Source organism: Paenibacillus sp. NPDC058898, from assembly GCF_049316025.1.
In the GTDB taxonomy this organism is placed as follows: Bacteria; Bacillota; Bacilli; order Paenibacillales; family Paenibacillaceae; genus Paenibacillus_AQ.
This window is the reverse complement of record NZ_JBMOSM010000026.1, coordinates 1-23904: the sequence shown is the minus strand read 5'-3', so window position 1 is coordinate 23904 and position 23904 is coordinate 1. Positions and strand designations below refer to the sequence as shown.

Genomic DNA, 23904 nt, shown 5'->3' with positions numbered 1-23904 from the left:
CTCACCTCCATCCAGGTCAATATGTATGCTCAATAAGTGAACATAAATAACTAATGGTTGGTGTAATAAATGATTGTGTTGGTGAATAAGAGGGGATTTCTGACGTAGGTGGTAAAATATAAGCGGATCACATTTTAGGGTAATTATGGAATTAAAAGCAATTTAAAGACATTTTATAACAGGCTTTTGTACACTGCAATAGTTAATGAGAACCAGAAGAGTGTGAAACATCCACATCTTCTCCCAGGATTAACTGAAGAAGACATTCAGGATGACGTTACGGGGTGTCGGGGTTTCGCTTTCGATGCAGGGATTCGACTCCCCTCGGCTCCATATATAAAACCCGCCCATAGAGCGGGTTTTCGCATTTTTTATGGTTAAAATGTAGTCCGAAACTGTGCGAAGTAAAATAGCCGTAAAGCCGACCGTATATCAAGATGCTGTTTCACCTCCGGAAACGCCAACCGGAATCGGTTAAATGAACGGACTCATTGAAAATTTGGTCAACTCGCATTATTACATCCAGCCACCCATACCTTTATAACGGTGCGCAAGTGCTTTATGGTAATATTCTTGCTCGGCATATTTATAAAAGAACGGCGGATTGCCCGCGCAAGCCATCTTCATTCGCTCAAAATGTTCAGCTTTCACAAAATGATAACCAGCCATTTGTTCAGGATCGTAAGACCTATTTTGTAAATAAACCGCTTCGGACAAAATAACACACTCCTTTTTAGATTTGGTGTTCGATCTAGGCAATAATAATATATGTCGATAGCCCGAAAATCTCCTGTGATATTAGCCTAATCTGGGTGAAAATACTCGAGGAGATTGAAGAATTTACGCCCCTATCATCCGAACTTTATGAGGGGAAAGGATATCCCATCTACGGCTTTCTTATTTTGCACAACACTTCTCTGGAACACCACATAGGTATTTGTCATATGTTATATAGATGTGTTTTTCAAATTATGACAAAGGAGTATGCAACTCATGAATAGATTTATGTACTATGGCTATCCGCGACCATATGCCCCATTCCCAGCTCCGCAATATTATCGGAATGAAAATGTACAGCGCAAGGAAACTTCAGTATTACCAAAAAATGTTATGTATACGACAACTGTGGAACCCAAATTCACTGAGCATTTGATCCAGCACATAGGGCTAATGATTGCCATCACGACAACTGTCGGCAAATTGGTAGGTACTCTGGATGATGTTTTCATTGATCACGTAGCTCTTGTAGTCCATGGAAAAAAGCATCACATTCGATTAAGTGAAATCGTTTATTTTGAAAAAGCAGAAGAGAAATAAACAATGGACGAGAGCCGATCTACGAGGCTTTGGACGAAATCTTCATCAAGGAAGGGCTAGGAATTGTTCATGGTTAAGATCAATACGAAAAAAGACACCGTTTCGGTGCTCTTTTTGTTTTCGTAAAAGTCTTACAAATATCCAAATCAACCCGGTGATGTCTTAATCGTTTGTTGTTGCCGATCTATTCGGGACAGATAAGGAACCAGGTCATGTATATTGCCTGGCGTAATATGGACATCCGTAATCATATTGTATTTTTATCTGGTTTCCCATCTTTTTAGAAAGCGACTCGTCACTTTTCGAAGAAACGGATCACCTCTCTTTGTTCAATGAATTTTCATTCCCTATGTGCTTTTAATCACAAGTCATGGAGCATGAGGATGCTAGTTTAGAGATGTAAACAGAATAGAAATTCATCTTTATATATTGAAACAAAACAGAGGTGATGAACATGAGTGAATTCATTAATAACCGTGAGGAAGGAATTTCTGCTCATCGAACGGCCCGTATAAATATGCTCAAGGATATCATTAAAGAGCTGCACTATGGAAAAAGCGTGGAGGAAGTAAAGGCCAAATTTAATCAAGCCGTAGGGGAAATTTCCGTTGATGAGATTTCGGAGCTGGAGCAAGTGCTGATGCAGGAGGAAGGAATACCCGTAACCGAGGTACAGCGACTGTGCAGTGTGCATGCTGCCGTATTCAAAGGTTCCATCCAAGACATTCACAGAGCTCATCAACCGGAAGAGCAGCCTGGACATCCAGTGCATACCTTTAAAATGGAGAACCGAGAAATTGATCGACTGGCAAATTTCAGAATCGCCCTGCATCTGGATCAATTTCTTAAGGATCAAGGAGAGGCAAACCGCCTCAAATTGCTAGAGGATTTCAGTCTCCTCTATGATGTAGATAAACACTACAGCCGCAAAGAAAATATGCTGTTTCCTTTTCTCGAGAAATATGGGATCTATGGACCCACCAAGGTGATGTGGGCAGTAGATGACGGTATCCGATTGGGAATAAAAGAAGTGAAATCCAAACTCACTCACTTTGATGGCAATGCCGAGACTGTAGTGGATCTGGCAAAACGAGTCTTAACCGAAGTAACAGAAATGATCTATAAAGAGGAACATATCTTATTACCAATGGCTCTGGAAAAGTTGACGGAAGACGAATGGCTTCAAATTGCTGCCCAAAGCGAAGAAGTCGGTTATTGCTTAATTGCGCCCGATCAAGAATGGATTCCCGAAAGAGCAGCTGAACCTGGCGCAGATCAGGGATTGGGGTCTTCTCCGCTGCAAGAGGGATATATCCGAATGAGTACAGGCATTTTATCGGTCAGACAGATGGAATCTATCTTAAACCATTTACCAGTCGACCTAACCTTTATCGATGAAAATGATATCGTTCGATATTTTTCACAGGGAAAAGAACGAATCTTCGTTCGTACCAAAGCGGTAATCGGCAGAAGTGTTCAGAACTGCCATCCTCCGCAAAGCGTTCCTGTCGTCAATCAGCTGCTTGCTGATTTCAAGGCAGGTGTCAAAGATGCAGAAGATTTCTGGATCCCGGTTAAAGATAAATTTGTTTACATTCGCTATTTTGCCGTAAGGGATGAAGAAGGGAACTATTTAGGTACGCTTGAATTCACTCAAAACATTAAGCCGATTCAGGAACTCACAGGTCAAAAACGGATACTCTCTCCGTAAGGAGAGAAGCCGGTTACAAGTCGAAACAGCCAGTGGCCGAAAACAATCGGACACTGGCTGTTTAACTTGTGTTACTATGACCGCCCAATGGGAAATATTTTTAGCGCTATATGACTTGCTTTTCTTCCAAATAGGCATAGTTTTCCTCGCTTTCATATCTGGCACCTGGGAATTGGTTCCAAGGACCTAACGATTTTTTTAGTATTCTGTTACTTGTTCCTTTTGTGAAGATTGATAACCTTTACTAGAATAATTACATTAATCTGTATATTGTTGAGGTGAGTGCCATGGGCAAAATATTAGTTCCTCCGGAAAGACTTATGGAGATATCCCAACAATTTGCACAGGCCAGGGAGATCGGGGTGCAAATTTGCAGCCACCTTACCCAGCAGATTCATATCCTTGAAAGTGGATGGGAAGGTACGACAAGGCAGCAATTCTATCAAAATTTCCAACTTGCCCGTCAGCAAATGGATAATTTTACTGCAGCGGTGGGTTCGGTCAGCACGGAATTACATACGATTGTCAAACGTTTTAAAGAGGCCGATTCCACTCAAGCTTCGTTACAGGCAAGGACGGCCGCCGATCCGATTGATCAAACCCAGAACGTGTTAGACAGCTCGCTTGAAGCAAGAGATAATCTGGAAAAGTGGGGAACTCTCCTTTACAGCTCTGTGGGCGCTTCCTTAGTCTTAAGTAAGACGGTACAATTCAGAGTAGATCCCAGAAATCCGTCCCGAGCCAAAATTCATAATGCGCCATGGGTTAAAGGCAAAGGTAACAATACGTTCTTGAAGAACCTGGCAAGAGGCATAAATCGCCAGATTGTGAACCCAGGCCTCATGATGAAAGGAATCAAAGGCTTTGATAGAGTGGCAAGCAAATTCGGTCTCAATTTTGGGCTAGGCTTTAGTCAAGCTAAGAACTTTCCTCAATGGACTAGACAGGTCATAGCCGGCGTAGAAAAAGGTAGATATGGGATCGCTACCAAGAAAATTCCAGGTATGATCGCCAAAAAGATATTCCCGATTAACGCAACCTTTAATGTGATCGGCGAGGCTTCCGGCCTTGTCAGTAAGTATCGTGAAGGCAAGCTTAACGGGGAAGAAGTAGCTGTAGCCGCATCCAACGTTGTTGTAAAAACAGCCGCGACCTATGGCGGGGCTGTAGCAGGCGGAGCCGTCGGTGCGATGATTGGTGGCCCGGTTGGTGCGGCCATCGGTTCCTATGTAGGTGGTACGGTTGGAGCTTTTGTCGGTGATGGCGCAGCTAAAGTTGTCGAAAAGGGAGTTCGCTGGATTAGCGGACTGTTCAAATAATTTCAGGAAGGCGCTAAATTATGAACGCAATATCTTATCGGAAATCCGTGGCATGGGGCAAATCACTTGGCAGTTTACTGTTTGTGCTGGCCTGCCTGTTTCTGCTGTACGCGGCTTTTTTTATGGATACTTCCTTTATTCGCAAGTTTTTTTGTATCACATCAGCCATAATAGGGATACCGTTTTTTGGAGGATATTTGATTGTCAGCTTGCCAAAGGCGTTGAAATCAGACACGCAGCTGCTCACCTACGATCAAAATTCCATTTCAGATGGTACGCGGACCGTAGCCTGGGCGGAGATTACAAGCATCAGCTACAGCGGCCCTTCCATTCGGAAGTGGCTGCTTCCGAAATTTCCTGTGCTGATTTTTCATTTGAAAAACAGAGAGACCTGGACGGTGAATACGTATTATTTGTTGACCGATACCGAAATCCAGTCTGTCATGAAGCGCCTGCGGGGGCTGATCAGCCGTAACGGAAAGGAAACGAAATAGATCTGTACTGGAGGATTTGCTTACATGAGCGAGCATACCTATATATTTTCATTAGAAGAGCTGGGATACACCTTGGCCGTTCATCAAGGGGAGGAAATGGCTGCAGGACTTATGAAGGCATACTATGGAGACCTGTCTGGAGACAGATGGGAGCTTCTATTTCAGGCAGCTACACATAGTTTGATGTCCAAAGGCTTTATAGAATCGATTGATGAAGAGAACGGAGTGGTTCGTTTTACTTCCGAAATTACGCAAATGATTCAGCACTTGCTGCAGAGCAATTATATGCTGAGAGGGATTACCGATCGGAATTCTAGCAAAGTACTGACCATCCACGAGCTGCAGCAGCGGTATTTGTACCACTTGTCTGACAATAACACGCTTCATTTTCTATCCTGGACAGAGCCGCAGGATTGGGAAGAGGAGCTTGTACGTTTCTATGGAGTGAAGCCTTCGAAAGCTGAAGGGATGACTTTATCCGAATCCAAGGTTGTGATCACTGAAGAATTGTGGAACCGGCTGACAGCTGGTGAATCCCCTGCCTGCCCTCTCTATGACGAGCTTTCATCCGACCAACAGCAGCTGATTGCAGAATGGCAGCAGGATTTTCAAACCAATGCCCGTACCATGGACAATCTAAGCACGATAAGAATTGGAAGCGGAAACCAGACGGCAATCGAGGATATTTTGTTTGTGCTTCCTGCCAAAGAAGGGGTCTGGGTTGTATGTAATCAGGAAGCGGACAGGAATGAGGAACCACAGATTTGCATTGAGCTGCAATCCTTCTCTGCATGCAGAAAGACGCTCGGCTCTTTTGCTGGAGCTTTGACTTAGGGAAAACGGTAAGTGTAGTACTGCTCATCTGAAAGGTCTTCTATGCGATCCATAATCTTAGCGCCCTTCGGTCATATAGAATCAGACTAAGAGAGCACCCTTCCGGTGCTCTCTTTTGTTTTTCAAACAGACAGTCTTACATCTAGCTTATTCCAAATCAACCCATCGATGTCTTATCTTGGACTTTGCGTGGTAATAGAATTCAATTTATAATAATAGGCTAATCTTAAACTACGTCAGGAGGAAATAATGGACTTTATCAAAAACCAACTAGACGGATACGGCATGAGCGAACCAACCATTGGATATCTCTCAAATATGATCATGGTTGTTTTTATAGCCGTTGTCTCTATATTAGCCAATTTTTTAACCAAAAAAATCGTATTGAAGATCATAATTCATATTGTCAATAACAATCGTTATACATGGGATAATATCATTGTCGAGAAAAAAGTATTCCACAAGCTGTCACATCTCGTGCCGGTGATCATTATTTATTTTTCGGCGTCCATCTTTCCGCCCTATCAGATTCTGATTGAAAAGGCGGCAATGACGTACATGATTATCGTAACCATCACGGTGCTCAATGCGCTGCTTAATGCCTTTGATGACATCTATCGTTCGTTTGAGGTCTCCAAGATCAGGCCGATCAAGGGATACATTCAGGTGGTGAAGATCGTTCTCTTCATCATCGGCGGCATTGTGGTGATCTCAAACCTCATCGGTCAGAATCCGTTGATCATTCTCAGTGGGCTTGGTGCTTTATCGGCCGTGCTGATGCTAATCTTTAAGGATTCCATATTAGGCCTGGTGGCAGGCGTTCAATTATCGTCGAATGACATGGTGCGTGTCGGCGACTGGATTGAAATGCCGAAATACGATGCGAACGGCGACGTGATCGACATTACGTTAAACACGGTAAAGGTGATGAATTTCGATAAGACAATCACCATGATTCCGAGCTATGCTCTCATCTCCGACTCGTTCAAGAATTGGAGAGGCATGCAAGTATCCGGCGGCCGAAGAATTAAGCGAAGCGTCTATATCGATACGACCAGCATAAGTTTTTGTACGAAAGAAATGATTGAGGAATTCCAGAAGATTCACTACCTTACCGATTATGTCACGACAAAAATAAATGAAATTCATACGTATAACATCGAACACCAGATTAATACGGATAGTAAAGTGAATGGCCGACAACTTACGAATATCGGTGTATTCCGAGAATATATCCATCAATATCTGAGGCATCATCCGAAAATTCATCAGGATATGACGCTGATTGTCAGACAGTTAGCACCGGGAGATAACGGACTGCCGTTGGAAATCTACGCTTTCAGTAATGATACCGCCTGGGGAATGTATGAATCGATTCAAGCGGATATTTTTGACCATATTTTTGCCGTTGCGCCGACATTTGGGCTGCGTGCCTTCCAAAACCCAACCGGCCATGATATCGTTCAACTCAAAGAAAGCCCGGAATATTCGCGAGGATATTGAAAATATGATCGGAGGCTAATAATGAAAAATAATAGAAATGATAATCAAAAACCATCCGCATGAGGATGGTTTTTTTTTGCATTGTCGATAAGGTGTTATCTTGGATTGTTGGCCCAGAGCTTTATCGAAGAGGTGTTTAGCAATTTCCATCTTGAATTTACGAAGAAAAATAAATTATAGGCATTTAAATCAGTAACAAGAGCGGAACTCGATTCATATGTTGTCATGGGTATTAAATTGGAGTTTATGCTGCCAGCAAAACGATTATTAAAAATGGAGGTAAGATTATGAATGATTTCCAAAATGATTTAGCGAAATTGAATGTTTCCAAATTTAAGGCGAGTGAGATGACTCCTTGGAACGCTCAAAACGAACAATCGGCTCGTCTATGCTTCCTCAGTTGTTTTAATTGCTTCAATTGTTTCAATTGCTTCAATTGTCACAACTGCTTCAATTGCCACAACTGCCATAACTGCCATAACTGTCACAACTGTCACAACTGTCATAACTGTCACCGTGGAGGACGATAAGGCAATGTTTTTGCCCATAATTGCTTAACTTTTCAACGGGAATAGTGGCTACTTAATGAAAAGAGAAAGGCTCCAGAACCAGTTTGATGTGTCCCCCCTAAAATAGATATTAGAGGAACCCCTGGTTAATCTAATCTAATTTAGGGGGTGTTTTGAGTTGGCAACGAAAGGACAGAAGTTTAAACGTTACAGACATGAGGGACAAATAGTTGTACATAAGATTATTTGTAAAGTGCCCGGGCAGATTGAGAAGCTTACGGAGGAGGAATAGAATGACAAATTTGAACCCCTCGATGCGTCTAAAGGTGAAAAGAGATACATTTTTTCTCCCTGATTCCAGCGGTGTGTATTTTCGAAACAATGTAAGCTCGTTCCGCATGGAAGGTGAGGCGATCGATCAATGGATTGAAAAGCTGATACCGATATTCAATGGGGAGTATAGATTGGGGGATTTGACAGACGGATTGCCGAACCAACACCGAAACCAAGTATATGAAATTGCAGAAGTTTTGTATCGTAACGGCTTTGCTCGGGATGTGAGTCAAGATGCTCCACATCAATTACCAGAAGAGGTTCTCAAAAAGTATGCTTCTCAAATTGAGTTTTTGGATCATTTCGGTGATTCGGGTGCGTATCGGTTTCAGTCCTATCGTCAGGCCAAAGTATTGGTGGTCGGTTCTGGTCCATTTTTGATCTCGGCGATTTCTGCGCTGCTTGAATCCGGATTGCCCAATTTTTCTGTCTTGGTCTCGGGTTCAGATTCGACGGATCGGCAACGGATGTCAGAACTGGCGGCACATGCCTGTAAAACGGACTCCGAGGTGGCAATAGAGGAGGTTATCTTGCAGAAGGAGGAAGGGAGTTGTTGGCGGGAGGTTGTAAGGCCGTTTGATTCGATTTTGTTCGTGTCACGGGAGGAGGATATCAAGGAACTTCAAGCTCTTCATGCCGCTTGCAGGGAGGAGAAGAAGGTGTTTCTTTCTGCTGTATGCTTGCAACAGGTAGGTCTGGCGGGGCCGTTAGTGCATCCGGACGCCCAGGGATGCTGGGAGTCGGCATGGCGACGCATACACCAATCTGCGATTTCTAAAGACCCGCAACTGCACACCTTTTCTTCCACAGCAGGAGCGATGTTGGCCAATGTGATCGTGTTTGAATTATTTAAAAAGATGACGGGAGCGGACAATTCGGAACAGAATAATCGATTTTATCTGTTAGATCTGGAGACTTTGGAAGGTAAGTGGCATTCGTTCATGCCTCATCCGCTTGTGACCGGACTTGGCACACCTGAATGGATTCATGATTTCGATCGTCAGCTTGAACGGAGATCGAGCAAAAGTGAGAACGGATTGATTCCTTACTTCAACCGATTGACATCGGCGGAATCAGGGATTTTTCATGTTTGGGAGGAGGGGGATCTAAAACAGCTGCCACTCTCTCAGTGTCGCGTTCAGGTAATCGATCCGCTATCAGAAGGACCGGCTGGGCTGCTGCCTGACATGATCTGCTCCGATCTGACGCATGAAGAAGCGCGACGGGAAGCGGGGCTATCTGGGATTGAAGCATATGTGTCGCGAATGGCCGATTTGCTTGTTTCTACGCTGCCCTCCCATCAGGGAGTAGAGGGTAGCAGGATGGAAACGCAAGAGTTTATTGGCATAGGAGCAGGAGAAACGTTTGCGGAAGGCATTTGCCGAGGGTTGCAAAGATGTTTGAAGGAAGTACTGGGTAAGCAGCAGGCGTATCAGTTGCCTTTTGTCTCCCGGGTACAGTTAGGTGCGGTAGAAGATAAACACTGTCTTTTTTATTTGCAGGCATTGACGACAATGAAGGGAGAGCCGCTGATCGCCTTGGGAGAGGAAGTGTCCGGATTTCCTGTGGTGTGGGTCGGTACGAGGGATGGTTGGTATGGCAATGTAGACTTAAATGTGACAATGGCTTTGCGGAAGGCATTACAACAGGCTCTGCTAGCAGCACAAGACCAAACGGATTGCCTCAAATCGCAAGCATTGGCGTTTTCATCCGTGCATCTGGAAGAAAAGACGCCAATAAGGCTTGAGATCCCTGCATATGAAACAACGTCACAACCAGAGGTTCTACAGTCCGCCTTGCGGGTTTTGAATCGGAACAGTAAGAGGCTCTTGGCCCTCGATCTAGCGATAGAACCGTTCTTGAAGGAGGAAATAGCAGGGGTGTTTGGTGTGGTGCTGCAAGAGGAGGGATCCCGGTGAGCGCTATTATTGTGATTGTTGGAGAAGGGGTGTTGGCAGACTGCGTGTATGGGGAACTGTCAACCCAATTTGAGATCGTTCGTCAGATTGATTTCGAGCCAGGAGTACCTGAAACGGTGGATTTGGTTCTGGTGTTGCACGATGCTTGGCATCCTAGCGTTCATCAAAAGGCAGAAGAGGTGCTGCAGCCGGCCGGCATCCCTTGGCTGCGCGGCTTCGTTGCATTTGGTGAAGGCGTGATCGGACCGTTGGTTCGTCCGGGTACTCAAGGTTGCTCCCAGTGTGCAGACACGCGGCGCCTGATGGCGGGACGTGAACGCAAGGAGATGCGGGAACTGCAGCAGAGGCTGGTAACACATGGGGGGATGCCGAGTGATGCATGGGCGTCACGTACAGGACTTTTGCAGGTCGCTTACTTGCTGGTAGAAGAGACACGAAGGGTGTTACAAGGCAAAACGGTTCAATCGGCTGGGAAGGTGTTTTTGATCAACCTGAAAACGATGGAGAGCACACTTCACCTCATTCTCCCTGACCCGCTGTGTCCGGTTTGTAGTCAATTACCTGATGATTCATCGACAGCAGCCCATATTTCGCTGCAACCAAGCCCGAAGATTAGCACAGATAGTTACCGATGCCGCCGGGTGGATGAGTTAAGTAACGTTTTGATCAAAGACTATTTGGATTACCGGACCGGCTTTTTGAATGGGAAGATGGTTAACCTTAAGTCACCATTTGCCGATGTGAGTGTGAATCTGCCGTTGTTCGCAGAGGATGTGGGAACGGCAGGCCGGACACATTCCTATGCGGCAAGTGAGTTGACCGCTATATTGGAGGGGTTGGAGCGGTACTGCGGTCTGGCACCCCGAAGCAAACGGACGGTAGTCCATGGCAGCTTCCGCAACCTGAAAGATCAAGCGCTTGACCCTGTTAAAGTAGGGGTGCATACGGAGAAGCAATATGCCAAGCCAGGGGCTCCGTTCACAAGGTTTAATCCTGACCACCCGATCCATTGGGTATGGGGCTATTCGTTTTTACAAGAGCGTCCGATTCTAGTTCCGGAGCAGCTCGCCTATTACAGCATGGGCTGTGGGCACAACTTTGTGTTTGAAAGTTCCAACGGGTGCGCTTTAGGCGGAAGTTTGGAGGAGGCTATTTTCTACGGCATATTGGAAGTGGTGGAGCGGGATTCGTTTCTGATGACTTGGTATGGGCAGTTGCCTCTCCCGCGCCTTGACCTAAACTCCGCTAATGACCAAGAATTGCGACTGATGATCGATCGTTTACAGGCAGTGGCGGGGTTTGATGTGCATTTCTATAACTCGACGATGGAAAATGGGATTCCAAGCGTGTGGGGAGTGGCGAAAAACAGGAAACAAACAGGAGTGAATCTCATCTGTGCAGCCGGAGCTCATCCGGATCCGATACGGGCTGTGAAAAGTGCGGTTCACGAGCTGGCCGGCATGTTACAGTCGCTTGACGAGAAACTCGATGCAAACCGGGAAGTATATGTTCGAATGTTCCATGATTCATCCCTAGTACAGGAGATGGAGGATCATTCACTGCTTTACGGATTGCCGCAAGCGCAGGAGCGCCTGCAATTTCTGCTGGATGAGAATCGCCCGTTGCGAACGTTTGAAGAGGAATTCGAGCGGGGGAAAAGGCATAGGCATACTGATTTAACGGATGACCTGAAGGACATTCTTAATGCATTCCACCGACTCAATCTCGATGTGATCGTGGTGGATGTAACCGCACCGGAAATTAATCGAAATGGGCTGCATTGCGTGAAAGTGCTGATCCCGGGGATGCTGCCGATGACATTTGGACATCACTTTACGCGCCTGGCAGGGCTTCAGCGGGTGCTCCGGGTACCTGCGGAACTCGGGTACGTGAAGGAACCACTTGAGCTAGAAGATCTCAATCCATATCCGCATCCATTTCCATAGGTGTAAAAACGAGGCTGGTAAGCCACCCTCGTGCGTATAAGGAGGGACAAGGATGAGTCTGGAGACGTTTCTGCACAATCTGCATTATGACATTAATAAGACCAAACCGCCGGACTTGGTGGTGGATTGGGAAGACGGACCGCTTGCATATAAGCTCTATCGCGGTCTGCCTGTGGTTCCATTATGCCCCGAAGTACCGTTGACGCTCGAAGGTGGTGAAACGCCAATAAAGCCCGACCTTCGCCTGATGGGTCATTTTCTTTGGTACGTATTCGGGCTCACTCAATTGTCCCAGTCTGTCCTTGCTTCGAATTCCATGGTGCAAACAATGGGCCTGCTGCAGCTGTATCGGCGGTTTGCTCCCTCCGGGGGGGCGTTATATCCGAATGAATTATACGTGTATCTGAAAATAGAGGATTTGCCCGCGGGGGTATATCATTATGATGTGGCGCATCACCGTTTGGTGCTGCTGCGCGAAGGCGACTTCGATTCCTATTTAGCCCGGGCTCTTGGTAATCGCTATGACGTGAAAGCATGCTTTGGTTCTGTATTTGTATCGAGCATGTTTTGGAAAAACTTTTTTAAATATAATAACTTTTCCTACCGCCTGCAAGGGCTTGATGCGGGTGCGCTGATCGGGCAGCTCTTGGAAGTGGCTAAACGGTTTGGCTTTGAATCGGGGGTGTATTTCCAGTTTCTTGATCGAGCGGTGAATCATCTTCTTGGGGTATCCGAGCAAGAGGAAAGTGTGTATGCGGTGATTCCACTGTCGATGGAGCCTGCGATCACTTGGTTTGCCAATAGAAATGAGGAAGAAGAGGGTGTCTCTGCCACCGAATTATGCCGCGAGCTGCCAACGGTTCAGCATGATCATTACGTCCGGTCCCGGAGGGTCAAGGAATTTCCGTTGTTAATCAAAATGAACGAAGCATCCCTATTCGAATCACTTCAGTCGATACCGCGAATTGGGGAAGAGAAGATCGTTCACTGCGAAGATCAAGTGGTGGATCTGCCCCATGTGAATCGGTTGGTGTATGATCTGGCGTCAGTAAGCCGAAGGCGTTATTCGCCGGACAGTGATTTTATGATGGGTAAGGTAAGCCAGGAGAAGCTGGCCTTACTGCTGCGGGAGGCCACGGCTTCCTTCAGGTATTGGAATGATTTAGATGGAGACCATGAGAACTCCGTTTCCCGCGTCTCACTGTACGTATGTCTCTATAACGTTGATGGTATTCCGGAAGGTGCGTACCATTATGACAGCGCTGCTCATGCGTTACGATTGATACGTCATGGGGATCATCGGCTCCAGTTGCAGCAAGGAATGCCTTCCGATAATGTGAACCTGTTCCAAGTACCGCTATGCTTTCATATAGCAGGGGACAAGGATCATCTTACAGCAACGATGGGATATAGGGGATACCGCATCCAACAGATGGAAGCAGGGATGCTTGTACAGCGTTTGCTGTTGGCGGCATCAGCTATCGGGTTAGGAGGACATCCGCTTCTCGGATTTGATGCCCGATTATGTGATGAGATCTACAAGATGACTTCGCAAGGTTTAACCAGCCTAATCCAAATCCCGGTAGGACCCTATCGTCATAGCCCCCGCTTAACGGGAGGGTTGCATGGCTAGAAGAGTATGAGTTAAAGCTTTTGTGAATATTATGGTCGTTTAGAGACAGCAAATGAGACACCGTTAGAAAACATTAGAATCAGCATATTGCGGAAAATTGTGGATTTGCTAAACCCCGGCTCGCCTCCACCAACAAAAAAAGAGCCACCAACAAAAAAGAGCGCCGTGTTGATATTATCCCCTTTGAGTAGACAAGTGCTAAAGAAGAGCACTAAAGTTTACTTGGAGGGGATTTTTTCATGGGTGAAATTCGTAAGACATATTCGGTTGAGTTTAAGCAGGAAGCTGTAAATATGTATCTCAAACAAGGTTATGGGATTCAAAACCATTGCTAAGGAACTAGGCATTACGCATGCCATCTCAGAAAACTTGCTGAACCGAGAGTTCCAAGCGACACGTCCGTAGGAAAAATGGGTTACGGATATTACCTATCTCCCATTCGGACAGTCCTTTTTGTATCTCTCGACGATCTACGACTTGTATAACAATGAAGTGATCGCGTACAAACTCAGCACACGTAATGACATTCGATTGGAGACCCGGCTCACGTAAGGTGCATTTTTTCGATATAGGCCACGAAGAGAAGTGAACTGGGGATTGTACGATTTCACGCGGGAGGAGAATGGCTATCCGGTGTAGAAGCAATGGTAAAACGCGGCTATCGCTCAATCGAGCGCCATTGGTCGGCGGGCGATACCATATTGCTCGAACTCGACATGCGCAGCACAGGAGAGGAGTGTCTATCATTGAACATTAACAATCCGATTATACCCGGCTGGTATGCAGATCCTGAAGCCAGAACGTATGAGGGGAAGCACTGGATTTATGCGACGCGGTCCTTCACGGAATATACGATGCAGATGAATCTGGACGCATTCAGTTCGGACGATCTGATCCATTGGGAGAAACACGAAGGCATTATCGAAATGGCGGATTTTCCATGGATATGGAGGGCGGTTTGGGCACCGACCCATATCGAGCACCAAGGGAAATATTATCTCGTGTTTGCATCGAACGATATCCAATCGAACGAGGAAACCGGCGGCTTGGAAATCGCCGTTGCGGACCGTCCGGAAGGGCCGTACAGAGGCTACTTGGGGAAGCCGCTCGTGGATAAGTTCATTCATCAGGCACAGCCGATCGATGCGCATCTATTCAAGGACGAAGATGGAACGATCTATCTGTATTATGGGGGATGGGGACACTGCAACGTTGCACGGATGAACGAAGAGATGACGGGATTCGTTCCATTGGCAGACGACGGCAATGAAATTTTCCGTTCCATTACGCCGGAGGGATACGTGGAAGGTCCTTGTATGATTAAGAAGGACGGACTTTATTATCTGATGTGGTCCATGGGCGGATGGACGAATGGAACCTATCGCGTTGCCTATGGCGTAAGCGACAGCCCGCTCGGTCCATTCAAGAATGAAGGCACGATTCTGGAGCGTCAGGAGCCGATTGCCGAAGGACCCGGCCACCATGGCTACTTGCATTTGCAGGAGAAAGATGAATGGCTTATCGTATACCACCGCCGGATTATTGGAGACACCGAGCCGGGACATCGCCAGTTATGCATAGATCGGATGCGGATCGGCAACGGCAAGATTGAGCCGGTCATCATGACTTGATTAAGGGAATCCATGGTGAAAAGGCGGCCCGTAATCGGTCGCCTTTTTTTGCGTCTTCGTAAGGCTTAGGTGTCAGGAAAATACCAGAAATAATCCGTATGATATAATCTAGTTATATCTTATGACCATGGCAGGAGGAAAGAACCCGAAATGGCTATATTAAAGAATGACTGGGCGACATATTTAGAGCAGGAGTTTACGAAGCCATACTACTTACAGCTGCGGGAATTTCTCATTGAGGAATATCGTACGAAGACCATCTTTCCCGATAAATACGATATTTTTAACGCGCTGCACTATACATCGCTGGCCGACACCAAAGTGGTCATTTTGGGCCAGGATCCTTATCATGGGCCGGGACAGGCTCACGGCTTAAGCTTTTCTGTCAAAGAGGGCGTCAGCACGCCTCCTTCCTTGCAAAATATGTTCAAGGAGCTTCAGGATGATCTGGGCTGCTTCATTCCCAACAACGGCCATCTGCTAACATGGGCGCAGCAAGGGGTACTCCTTCTAAATACGGTGCTCACGGTAAGGGCCCATGAAGCGAATTCTCATAAAAACAGGGGATGGGAAATCTTTACGGATAAGGTCATTGAGACGATCAATCGGAAAAATGAGCCTGTCGTTTTCCTGTTATGGGGAAGCCACGCCCAGAAGAAGGCGGAGCTCATTACGAACCGGCAGCATACACTGATTCGTTCGCCGCATCCGAGTCCGTTGTCTGCGCACCGAGGTTTTTTTGGCAGCAGGCCGTTTTCACGTGCTAACGAATTTCTACGCAATATGGGGCTTCAGGAGATAGATTGGCAGATTCCTAACTTGTAAGAGGAAGGAGAGGGGCCATGGTGACACCTATTCGTCCCGCAAGCAATTGTATCTGGAAATGGAAAACCACATCCGCATGAGGATGTGGTTATTGCTTACCATCCGGATAGACTTTTGCTTTTTTACGGCTCGATCGAAAGAGCAAGATGCTTAACGGATCGATTCGTGAGCATAGGCCCACAGATATCCTTTCGATTCCAGCAGAAGGGCATCCGGCCTTTCGTTCGGCTTCATGACGATGCTGCTGTTCGCATTCATGATATAACCATCATTCACTCGTTCGATGACGATGGGAACATCGAGCTCCATAAACAGCTGACGCATCCGGTAAATCGTATTATACAGATTAGAAAGCGCTCGTTTTTCCTCCACGTTCGTCCAGAGATCATCGATGATTCTCCACTTCGGGCACAATTTATTCTCATGCAGCAGCAAATAGTAAAACAGCTCCTCCGTGATGCGCGTAGGCCATTTTACAAGCTGATCGCCTTTCATAACGGATGCTTCCCCATATAACTGGACATCGAGTTCCTTCTTCTGGGCCTGCTTGGGTCTCTGGCCGTAATACTTCTGAAGGCGTTCATCCAGCTGCTTCACCATATTGATGGTCATCGGTTTCAAGAGATAATCCAGGGCTTGCACGCGAAAGGCTTGCACGGCATATTGCTGGTGAGCGGTCGTGAAGATCACAGGCACGTCGATCCCGTTCTCCACCAAGTTCTGAGCCAGCTGAAGTCCCGTCATTCTCGGCATTTCAATGTCGAGCACGAGTGCGTCCAGATCCAGCTTCGGTATTTCCTGCAGCGCATCGAATGGCGATTCGTAGCAGCCTACAACCTGAAACGGGCCATACGTTTCAAGCAATCGGGCATGCAGGCCCAGAATGGGTTTCTCATCCTCCACGATGATGATCTTCCACATTACCCTTGCCCCTCCTTCACGGGAATCATTATTTGAATGGTCGTTCCATTGCCCGGCGAGGAGTGAATATCCAGGCTTCCTTGGGTGATATCATGCACGCGCCGACGTACATTCGTGAACCCGATTCCGGCATTGGCGGCCGTTCCCCCCATCAACTGAGCGCACTGCGCGGCCGACATGCCTACGCCATCATCGGCGACGCGTATGTTCAAGCAGGATGCGTGCAAGAAAATGGTGACCTGAACATGTCCCGGACCTTCCTTGTCGAACAGGCCATGGCGTATCGCATTCTCGACCAGAGGCTGCAGGAGCAGGCTCGGAATCAGAACATGCTCCGAGGCAATGGATGGATCGATGTCATAAGCGAAGGTTAACCGTTCGCCGAATCTGGCTTTTTCCACCTCAACATAGGCCTCGATAATTTCCAACTCCTTCTGCAGGGTGGAGAATTGTCCATCCCGGCTCGTCTCAAAGATATAACGCAAGAAAGAACTGAGCATCGTTAGAAGATAGGCTGCACGCTCCCCGTCCGTATAGCAAAAGGCAATGATGTTGCTAAGCGCGTTGTATAGAAAATGCGGTTTGATTTGGGTCTGCAGAAATGCCATTTCATACTCAATCGCCTTCAGCATCGACTGCTTCGTTTGTTCCGCGGCATTCAAACGGGCCATCAAGGTCTCTTTGGAAAAAGGCTTCAGTAAATAATCATTAGCGCCGGCTGCAAAAATCATTTCGACATGTCTGGGATATTCGGAAGAAATCATCATCAAGATCGGCAGGTCCATTAAGGATGCCTGCGTACGGATTTGCCGAAGCAATTCCAGACTATCCATGTCGCCTGGGATGATGTCATCCATGATTATCATCGCGATTTCCGGATGATTCCTGTAATAGTCAAGCGCTTCTTGAGCCGTATAAGCGATTCGCACCTTGTAGGCGTCCCCCAGCATATCCCTCATGACTTCCGCATGCATCGCGTCATCATCGACAATCAGGAGCGTTCCTAACGTCCGATCTTCTGCATGCGCCGCAGATTGCAGATAGTATTCATGCTCCGCTGCGGTAACCGGTTCTTTGAATTCGCTGAAAGCCAGGGTTACCGTAAAGCGAATTCCGCCTTTCATGCGTTCATATGCGATGCTTCCATTCATCTGTTGGACGAGTTCCTCCGTCATCATAAGCCCCGAAGAATGCGGGCGATCCCGATTCGCTGCCCATGATTCGCCGGTTGACGTCACTCGAAGCAAGATATCCGTGCCCACCTGTACAGCTTCAATGGTCAGCCGGTCTTCTGCGGTGTCATGAGAGATCTCGGTCATGATCCGGATGAATACCTGCGTCAAGCGCTGCTCATCGGCCCATACGTAAAGCTGCTTCGGAATCTGTTCGTTGATTGCGATCTTCTTCTTCGTGAAGGTAAACTGCATCAGCTGAATGACATGGAACATGACCATCCGAACATTGGTGGATTTGAGCTGGATCGCGTAATCATCGAATCGAATGCGGGTGAAATCATGCAGATCCCTCAATAAATACACCATGTTCCCCATCAGCTGTTCCGCCAAGTACAATTGCTCGCCTTGCTTTTCGCGATTGGGCTCCCGGGTGATGGATCCCACTAAATGAACGGCATCGTGCAGAGGCCTCTGCAGGTCCTGCGTCGTGACTTTCAAGAAGGCATCCTTCGCATCGTTAGCTTTCTGCAGCCTGGTGTTCAATTGCTCCGACTCCTCGGCCCGGTTCATTAGACGTATGCCGAGAAAAACATTCATTGTCATGACAAACCCGACCAGTCCGATACGGTTCATATAATTGCGCCCGGTGAAGAATAAGCTGTCCGATGAAGCGCTTATCGCGAATACGGCTAGAAACAGAAGCATCGACATGAGAATGACAGCTTCATTTTTACGTATATTGATGCGCTTTTTAAGCGTCAGATAGAAGATGCGAATAATAATGCCCAGGATTAATCCATCGTTGTAATAGAAGAGCGGATACTGCGTAACCGATATGGTTCTGGCCGGGAGAACCGCATTGAAGAAAGCATAGGCCAGGATCGGTAGAAATAGCAGATACATCGTTTTTCGGCTCATAATGGAAGGAATCATTTTTACGATAAAGACAATCAGCAAGGTGGAGGCCAAAAAAGTAAAGGTGTCCTGCAGGCGGAAATAAAGCTCAAAGGGAAATGACGGAAACTCCCGAATGAATAGCCGCTCTCCTCGCAGCACGATGACTAATGCCAAGAGCAGAAAGTGCAGGCCACTGTACAAGAAGGCTTCGTCCTTCGTTCGCAGCAAGTAAATTGTCATATGGAACATGCTGAACAGCAGTAAACATAAGGTAGCCGTCCATTCCAGGGAAAGATCCCGCTGCACGTCTTCCTTCATCTGCTCGGCGTCGCCGAAATCGATCGGCAGGACGATGCCACCTCTCGTGTTGTAGAAATTGGAGGCATGAATGGTAATCAGGAGCTGCCGGCCCCCCGGTTTAAAATACGCTTCATAGGCAGGATTGTCCGGGGATGTCGCTTGTTTGGTTGCTGCGACGCTTCCTATTTTCAATAGGGGGACGCCATCAATATAGATGGTATGGGCAGACCAGATATTCCGAACACGGAGACCGATCTCATCGGACCAGTGGTCCGGCAGGTATACGATTAACTGATAGGATCCCCACTCGACATCCGATGCCCAGGGACCGGGCACCGGCAGATGATCGGCTTCGCTTGAAAAGTCGGCCGGATCGACAAAAGCTTCGGCGGTGAATTTCCAATCTCCGGCTAGCGATACAAACGGCGAATCCTTGAGCTCTCGCAGGTCAAGCACGCCGTCTACGGCTTTAATATGTACGGCACTTGTGTCCTCGTCGCTAAAAATCATATAGAGAATGGCGATTAAGGCGCATATTGCACCCAGATAACCAATCCATTTCTTCATGTATAGTCACACCCCTATGGACTCTATCATATGGCAAGCATCTCTCAAAAATCTACCTGTCGACAGAAGTCGAATTTGAGAGATTTTTGAGAGATGCTTTTGATATGTTGAAATTAACAATTTTTACAATCTGCTTCATTGGAGGGGGTTATCCGCACAAATTTATTTATGAATAGGACAAGGGGTCAAGGGTCGTTGTTGGATGTCATACGGTTACTAACTTACAGGATGGGTGAAATAGTTGAAGAAAAAAATAATTTCAATGATCGTGGCAGCGCTGTTCATTGTTACGAATATGCCGATGGCATATGCACTCGCGCCGGTAGCAGAGGTTTACTATAATGCCGGAACGAGCATCTATGATTCCAGTGATTTTGAGAGCCAGTTGAATGATGCGATTAAAGCTAGGCTGATGGCGGAAGGCGTAAATCCCAAATATGTGTCGATCATGGACGCGAGCGCAGACCGGGCAACGGTAACGGATACGACTTATGTGCATGAGGGTTATGATAGCTGGTATATAGATCCTTATGGTTTTGGTGCTACGCCCCCGGCCGTTGAAACCGCCGATTACAATCATGTTCAGATTTCCAACGGCGGCAACACGTTAACCTTCTATGGTTATACCTCGCCTGCTTATAAGGATTTCATGCTGACGCAGGGAAGCCCTTCGGGCAAAAAGATCATCACCTTTGACATGGATGAATCCAAAGTGGATTACCACAGCATGGAAGGCGGCGGTTTTCTATTTAATACCCAGATCGACAGCAGCGGGAAATTAAGCGGTTATACGATTTTATATGTTCAAGGCGCTGTCAATGTATATAAAATCAATGGTGTAGATGCCACTGCGTTACACAATGAGACGGGAAGAGCATTGAGTTCCATGTCAGGCGTGACTCAAATCGGAAGTTTTCCAAAAGGGGCATCCACCCACCACAGCATTAAAATCGTCGTAACGGATACAACGCTGAGCATGTGGGATAATGGCGACCAAATCATTCGGAATCTAGCCCTCCCGGATGTTTACGGAAATGAATTTGGTCCAATCGTTAGCCATATAGGCCATGGCTGCGAGATCATCTCGATTTTTTCATTCGACAATATGAAGTTGTATTCAACTTCGAGCAAGACATTGGATGTAGCCGTGGATAATATTCTTTGGGGGACGGCGCCGCTGCGCTATGTCGTAAACATTAACGATGACCCTCGCGGGGAATTAGATCGGGGATCGAATCAATCCAAGCTGACGGACTCGTTCAATAACAGAGGCGCACAATATGTTGGCGTAACCAGCGCTACCTATGAGGACATCGACCAAACGTTTATCGACGGTATTTCGAAGGGCGGACTGCATGTCCATTCCGACAAAACCAGCGCCGATATCATTCAAGAAATTGCCGATCGAATCGCGGACCAACTCATTTCGGATTATAAAGCTGCTATTCTGTCCATTGAAACGGCAGAGAACAATACGGATATCCAATATCAGTCCGGCGACATGAAAAACTCGGTCAAAAACAATATTAAGTTGCAACAAGACGATGGCGTAACCACTGTCTGGACCTCCGACCAGCCGTCGGTCATCGCACCCGACGGAACCGTGACGAGACCGGTTATCGCCCAATCGGGAACTTACGTGACCTTGACGGCAACCATCACCAAAGACGGGCTGACAAGCGAGAAGTCGTTTACCGTCTATGTTCTTGCCGCAGATCCGGCTCCTTTAAGCACATTGACCGCTGTTGCAGGCAATGAGCAAGCGACATTGAAATTCCCGGCTCTCACAGGAGCAACGAGCATCGTGGTTGAACAGTCTGCCAACGGGACCAACTTTACGCCGGTAAGTCCATTGGAGACGCTGGATGCTGCTTCAACAAGCGCAACCGTAACCGGATTAACGAACGGTGAAATCTACTATTTCCGATTGAACGTAAAATCCGGACTATATGACGGGTTATCCAACGTAGTCCAAGCTTCGCCTTCGAAATCGTTAACCACGTTGTCGGCCGATGCAGGCAATGGGCAGGTCACATTGAATTTCCCTGCTCTAACAGGGGCAACGAGCATCATAGTTGAACAATCTTCCGATGGAACCGGCTTTACGCCGGTTAGCCCCTTGGAGACGCTGGATGCTTCTTCAACGAGTGCAACCGTAACCGGATTAACGAACGGCGAAACCTATCATTTCCGGTTGAACGTCAAATCGGGTCCATATGCAGGTTTGTCCAATGTGGTTCAGGCCTCGCCTTCGGAACCGATCACCACGTTGTCTGCTGTTCCAGGGATAGAGCGAGTAACATTGAATTTCCCTGCACTAACGGGGGCATTGAACATCACGGTTGAAAAATCCACGGACGGCACCAACTTTACGCCGGTCAGCCCATTGGAGGCACTGGATGCCGATTCAACGAGTGCAACCGTAGCCGGTTTATCGAGCCGTGAAACCTACTATTTCCGACTAAACGTCGAATCGGGTCCATTTGCAGGCTTGTCCAATGTGGTTAGTGTCAAGCCCATCGCACCTGCGGTACCGGCAGAAAATCCACCTGCAGTGGATCCACCCGCAGGGAATACGAACGTTGTACAACAACCTGCACCTACTATGAAAACGGACGTCGTTGTTTCCGACCAAGCCAACGGGGGCAAAGTCGTTCAGGACAAAATCACGAAACTCGTCGGAGACAACTTGAAAGTTACAGGGAAAATAAAATCGGCAACCGGGCAAGAACTGAATCTGCCGAATATCGTAATGAACCAGGACGGCAGCTTTACGCTTCCGAAAGTTGCATCAGGCGAATATACGTTGTCACTGAACGTGATCGCACCTAACGGGGAGAAACTGGCTGGTCCTGCCGGCAAGCTAAGCGTCGATAGCAAAGGAAATGCCAAGTTATCGGTTGATTTGGTCGATCCATATGGCACGATTCTCGATAAGGTGACTGATCAGCCTGTAGCAGGCGTGAATATGCAATTGTATTGGGCGGACACGGAGCTGAATCGTTCCAAAGGCAGAGTGCCGGGAACGCTTGTCAATTTGCCTGAGCTTCCAGATTTTGCACCCAACAAAAATCATAACTCACAGATTAGCTCAAACAGCGGTCAGTACGGCTGGATGGTTTATGCGGATGGCGATTACTACTTCCTAGGCGAGAAGAATGGATATGTTGTTTTTGACAGCCGTAACGACAAGCGTGAAGAGCGTTTCGGACATGACAGCTACATTAAGGACGGTATCATCCATGTCGGTGACACGATCGTGAAATTCAGCTTCTCCCAGGAGCCGAAAGTGAAGGCCGCAGGCGATCATCGCGCATACATGGTCGGATATCCCGACGGCACGTTCCAAGCGGATCGTGGAATTGTCCGGTCCGAAATGGCTGCGATTCTGTCCCGTTTGTATACATCCGCAGCGAGCTCGAAGAAAGTATCGTATTCGGATGTGAGTGCGAAACATTGGGCAACGAACGCGATCACGACCGCAACCAACAATAAATGGATGGTCGGTTTCGGCGACAAGACGTTCAAACCGAAGAAACAGATCACGCGGGCGGAATTCGCGCAGATTCTCATGAACTTGAATAAATGGGACGCCGCCCAGGAAAGCACCTACACGGACGTAGCGGGACACTGGGCTGAGAAAGCTATCGCCACGGCCCAGGAGCAAGGTGTACTGTTCGATTTCACGGAGAAGGCCTTCCATCCGAATCAGCCGATTACGAGATTAGAGGTTGTTCGAATCCTTAACCAGCTGCTGGACCGTAACCCTTGGGAAATCAAGGTTGAACCGAAGTGGAGCGATGTTCCGAAAACCCACAGCCATTATTCAGACATTATGGAAGCTTCGATTCCGCATGCATTCGAGCAGCTCGAGACCGGAATTGAAGATTGGAAGGAATAGGGGTGTCAGCGAAATGTGGCTTTAAGTAGTCACGGTTCGCCTCCTCGCATACTATGAAGACCACCTTTAAAGGTGGTCAGGCTGTCGAGAAAGTCTCGACAGCTATTTTTATATCGAGATATTTCAACACGACACCGCGTTAATGTTGTATAATTATAGTAATAAATGA

15 protein-coding genes and 1 pseudogene are annotated in these 23904 nt (G+C 47.2%); 13 read left to right on the top strand and 3 right to left on the bottom strand.

Annotated elements, in window-relative coordinates:
- Positions 1–516 precede the first annotated feature (516 nt).
- A complete protein-coding gene (locus tag ACOZB4_RS32885) occupies positions 517–717 on the bottom strand; it encodes a hypothetical protein (RefSeq protein WP_379413924.1) in 201 nt (66 codons plus the stop codon).
- Positions 718–993: 276 nt separating this feature from the next.
- Here ACOZB4_RS32885 and ACOZB4_RS32880 point away from each other — a divergent pair, with 276 nt between their 5' ends.
- The 12 genes and pseudogenes from ACOZB4_RS32880 to ACOZB4_RS32825 all read left to right on the top strand — a co-directional run bounded on the left by ACOZB4_RS32880 (position 994) and on the right by ACOZB4_RS32825 (position 15974).
- Complete coding sequence (locus tag ACOZB4_RS32880) at positions 994–1317, top strand: DUF2642 domain-containing protein (protein WP_379413922.1); 324 nt, start codon at positions 994–996, stop codon at positions 1315–1317.
- Positions 1318–1771: 454 nt separating this feature from the next.
- On the top strand, positions 1772–3028 hold the full coding sequence (locus ACOZB4_RS32875) for a DUF438 domain-containing protein (protein WP_379413919.1): 1257 nt from the start codon (positions 1772–1774) through the stop codon (positions 3026–3028).
- Positions 3029–3315: 287 nt separating this feature from the next.
- On the top strand, positions 3316–4347 hold the full coding sequence (locus tag ACOZB4_RS32870; protein WP_379413917.1) for a WXG100 family type VII secretion target: 1032 nt from the start codon (positions 3316–3318) through the stop codon (positions 4345–4347).
- 20 nt (positions 4348–4367) lie between these two features.
- On the top strand, positions 4368–4841 hold the full coding sequence (locus ACOZB4_RS32865; RefSeq protein WP_379413914.1) for a DUF5381 family protein: 474 nt from the start codon (positions 4368–4370) through the stop codon (positions 4839–4841).
- Between the two features lie 24 nt (positions 4842–4865).
- On the top strand, positions 4866–5675 hold the full coding sequence (locus ACOZB4_RS32860) for a hypothetical protein (protein ID WP_379413911.1): 810 nt from the start codon (positions 4866–4868) through the stop codon (positions 5673–5675).
- 249 nt (positions 5676–5924) lie between these two features.
- Entirely contained in the window at positions 5925–7178 is a 1254-nt protein-coding gene (locus ACOZB4_RS32855) for a mechanosensitive ion channel family protein (protein ID WP_379413909.1), read from the top strand.
- Positions 7179–7980: 802 nt separating this feature from the next.
- Positions 7981–9939, top strand: a complete 1959-nt coding sequence (locus ACOZB4_RS32850; RefSeq protein WP_379413904.1) for a putative thiazole-containing bacteriocin maturation protein — start codon at positions 7981–7983, stop codon at positions 9937–9939.
- On the top strand, positions 9936–11885 hold the full coding sequence (locus ACOZB4_RS32845) for a TOMM precursor leader peptide-binding protein (RefSeq protein ID WP_379413901.1): 1950 nt from the start codon (positions 9936–9938) through the stop codon (positions 11883–11885). Before ACOZB4_RS32850 ends, ACOZB4_RS32845 begins: the two co-directional genes overlap by 4 nt.
- A 52-nt stretch (positions 11886–11937) precedes the next feature.
- Positions 11938–13518 carry a SagB family peptide dehydrogenase gene (locus tag ACOZB4_RS32840; protein ID WP_379413897.1) on the top strand — a complete coding sequence of 527 codons (1581 nt, stop codon included), beginning with the start codon at positions 11938–11940 and terminating at the stop codon, positions 13516–13518.
- A gap of 366 nt (positions 13519–13884) precedes the next feature.
- Positions 13885–14052: pseudogene (locus ACOZB4_RS32835) on the top strand (DDE-type integrase/transposase/recombinase); the annotation flags it as partial.
- Positions 14053–14264: 212 nt separating this feature from the next.
- Positions 14265–15149 carry a glycoside hydrolase family 43 protein gene (locus ACOZB4_RS32830; protein WP_379414122.1) on the top strand — a complete coding sequence of 295 codons (885 nt, stop codon included), beginning with the start codon at positions 14265–14267 and terminating at the stop codon, positions 15147–15149.
- A 150-nt stretch (positions 15150–15299) separates the two neighbouring features.
- Positions 15300–15974, top strand: coding sequence for a uracil-DNA glycosylase (locus ACOZB4_RS32825; RefSeq protein ID WP_379413894.1), 675 nt, complete (start codon positions 15300–15302; stop codon positions 15972–15974).
- Positions 15975–16124: 150 nt separating this feature from the next.
- On the opposite strand, the gene ACOZB4_RS32820 is transcribed toward ACOZB4_RS32825, so the two are convergent.
- Positions 16125–16895 (bottom strand): response regulator, encoded by a 771-nt coding sequence (locus tag ACOZB4_RS32820; protein ID WP_379413891.1) that lies wholly within the window; start codon positions 16893–16895, stop codon positions 16125–16127.
- Positions 16895–19834, bottom strand: coding sequence for a histidine kinase (locus tag ACOZB4_RS32815; RefSeq protein WP_379413888.1), 2940 nt, complete (start codon positions 19832–19834; stop codon positions 16895–16897). The genes ACOZB4_RS32820 and ACOZB4_RS32815 overlap by 1 nt, the downstream gene beginning before the upstream one ends.
- Positions 19835–20075: 241 nt before the next feature.
- Between ACOZB4_RS32815 and ACOZB4_RS32810 the strand changes: the two genes are divergently transcribed.
- On the top strand, positions 20076–23735 hold the full coding sequence (locus tag ACOZB4_RS32810) for an S-layer homology domain-containing protein (protein ID WP_379413885.1): 3660 nt from the start codon (positions 20076–20078) through the stop codon (positions 23733–23735).
- Positions 23736–23904: the final 169 nt, after the last annotated feature.

Bases quoted from the DNA above. Each gene is read 5' to 3' on its own strand.
- ACOZB4_RS32880 (WP_379413922.1), top strand. From the start codon at position 994: ATGAATAGATTTATGTACTATGGCTATCCGCGACCATATGCCCCATTC.
- ACOZB4_RS32875 (WP_379413919.1), top strand. From the start codon at position 1,772: ATGAGTGAATTCATTAATAACCGTGAGGAAGGAATTTCTGCTCATCGA.
- ACOZB4_RS32870 (WP_379413917.1), top strand. From the start codon at position 3,316: ATGGGCAAAATATTAGTTCCTCCGGAAAGACTTATGGAGATATCCCAA.
- ACOZB4_RS32865 (WP_379413914.1), top strand. From the start codon at position 4,368: ATGAACGCAATATCTTATCGGAAATCCGTGGCATGGGGCAAATCACTT.
- ACOZB4_RS32860 (WP_379413911.1), top strand. From the start codon at position 4,866: ATGAGCGAGCATACCTATATATTTTCATTAGAAGAGCTGGGATACACC.
- ACOZB4_RS32855 (WP_379413909.1), top strand. From the start codon at position 5,925: ATGGACTTTATCAAAAACCAACTAGACGGATACGGCATGAGCGAACCA.
- ACOZB4_RS32850 (WP_379413904.1), top strand. From the start codon at position 7,981: ATGACAAATTTGAACCCCTCGATGCGTCTAAAGGTGAAAAGAGATACA.
- ACOZB4_RS32840 (WP_379413897.1), top strand. From the start codon at position 11,938: ATGAGTCTGGAGACGTTTCTGCACAATCTGCATTATGACATTAATAAG.
- ACOZB4_RS32825 (WP_379413894.1), top strand. From the start codon at position 15,300: ATGGCTATATTAAAGAATGACTGGGCGACATATTTAGAGCAGGAGTTT.
- ACOZB4_RS32820 (WP_379413891.1), bottom strand. From the start codon at position 16,895: ATGTGGAAGATCATCATCGTGGAGGATGAGAAACCCATTCTGGGCCTG.
- ACOZB4_RS32815 (WP_379413888.1), bottom strand. From the start codon at position 19,834: ATGAAGAAATGGATTGGTTATCTGGGTGCAATATGCGCCTTAATCGCC.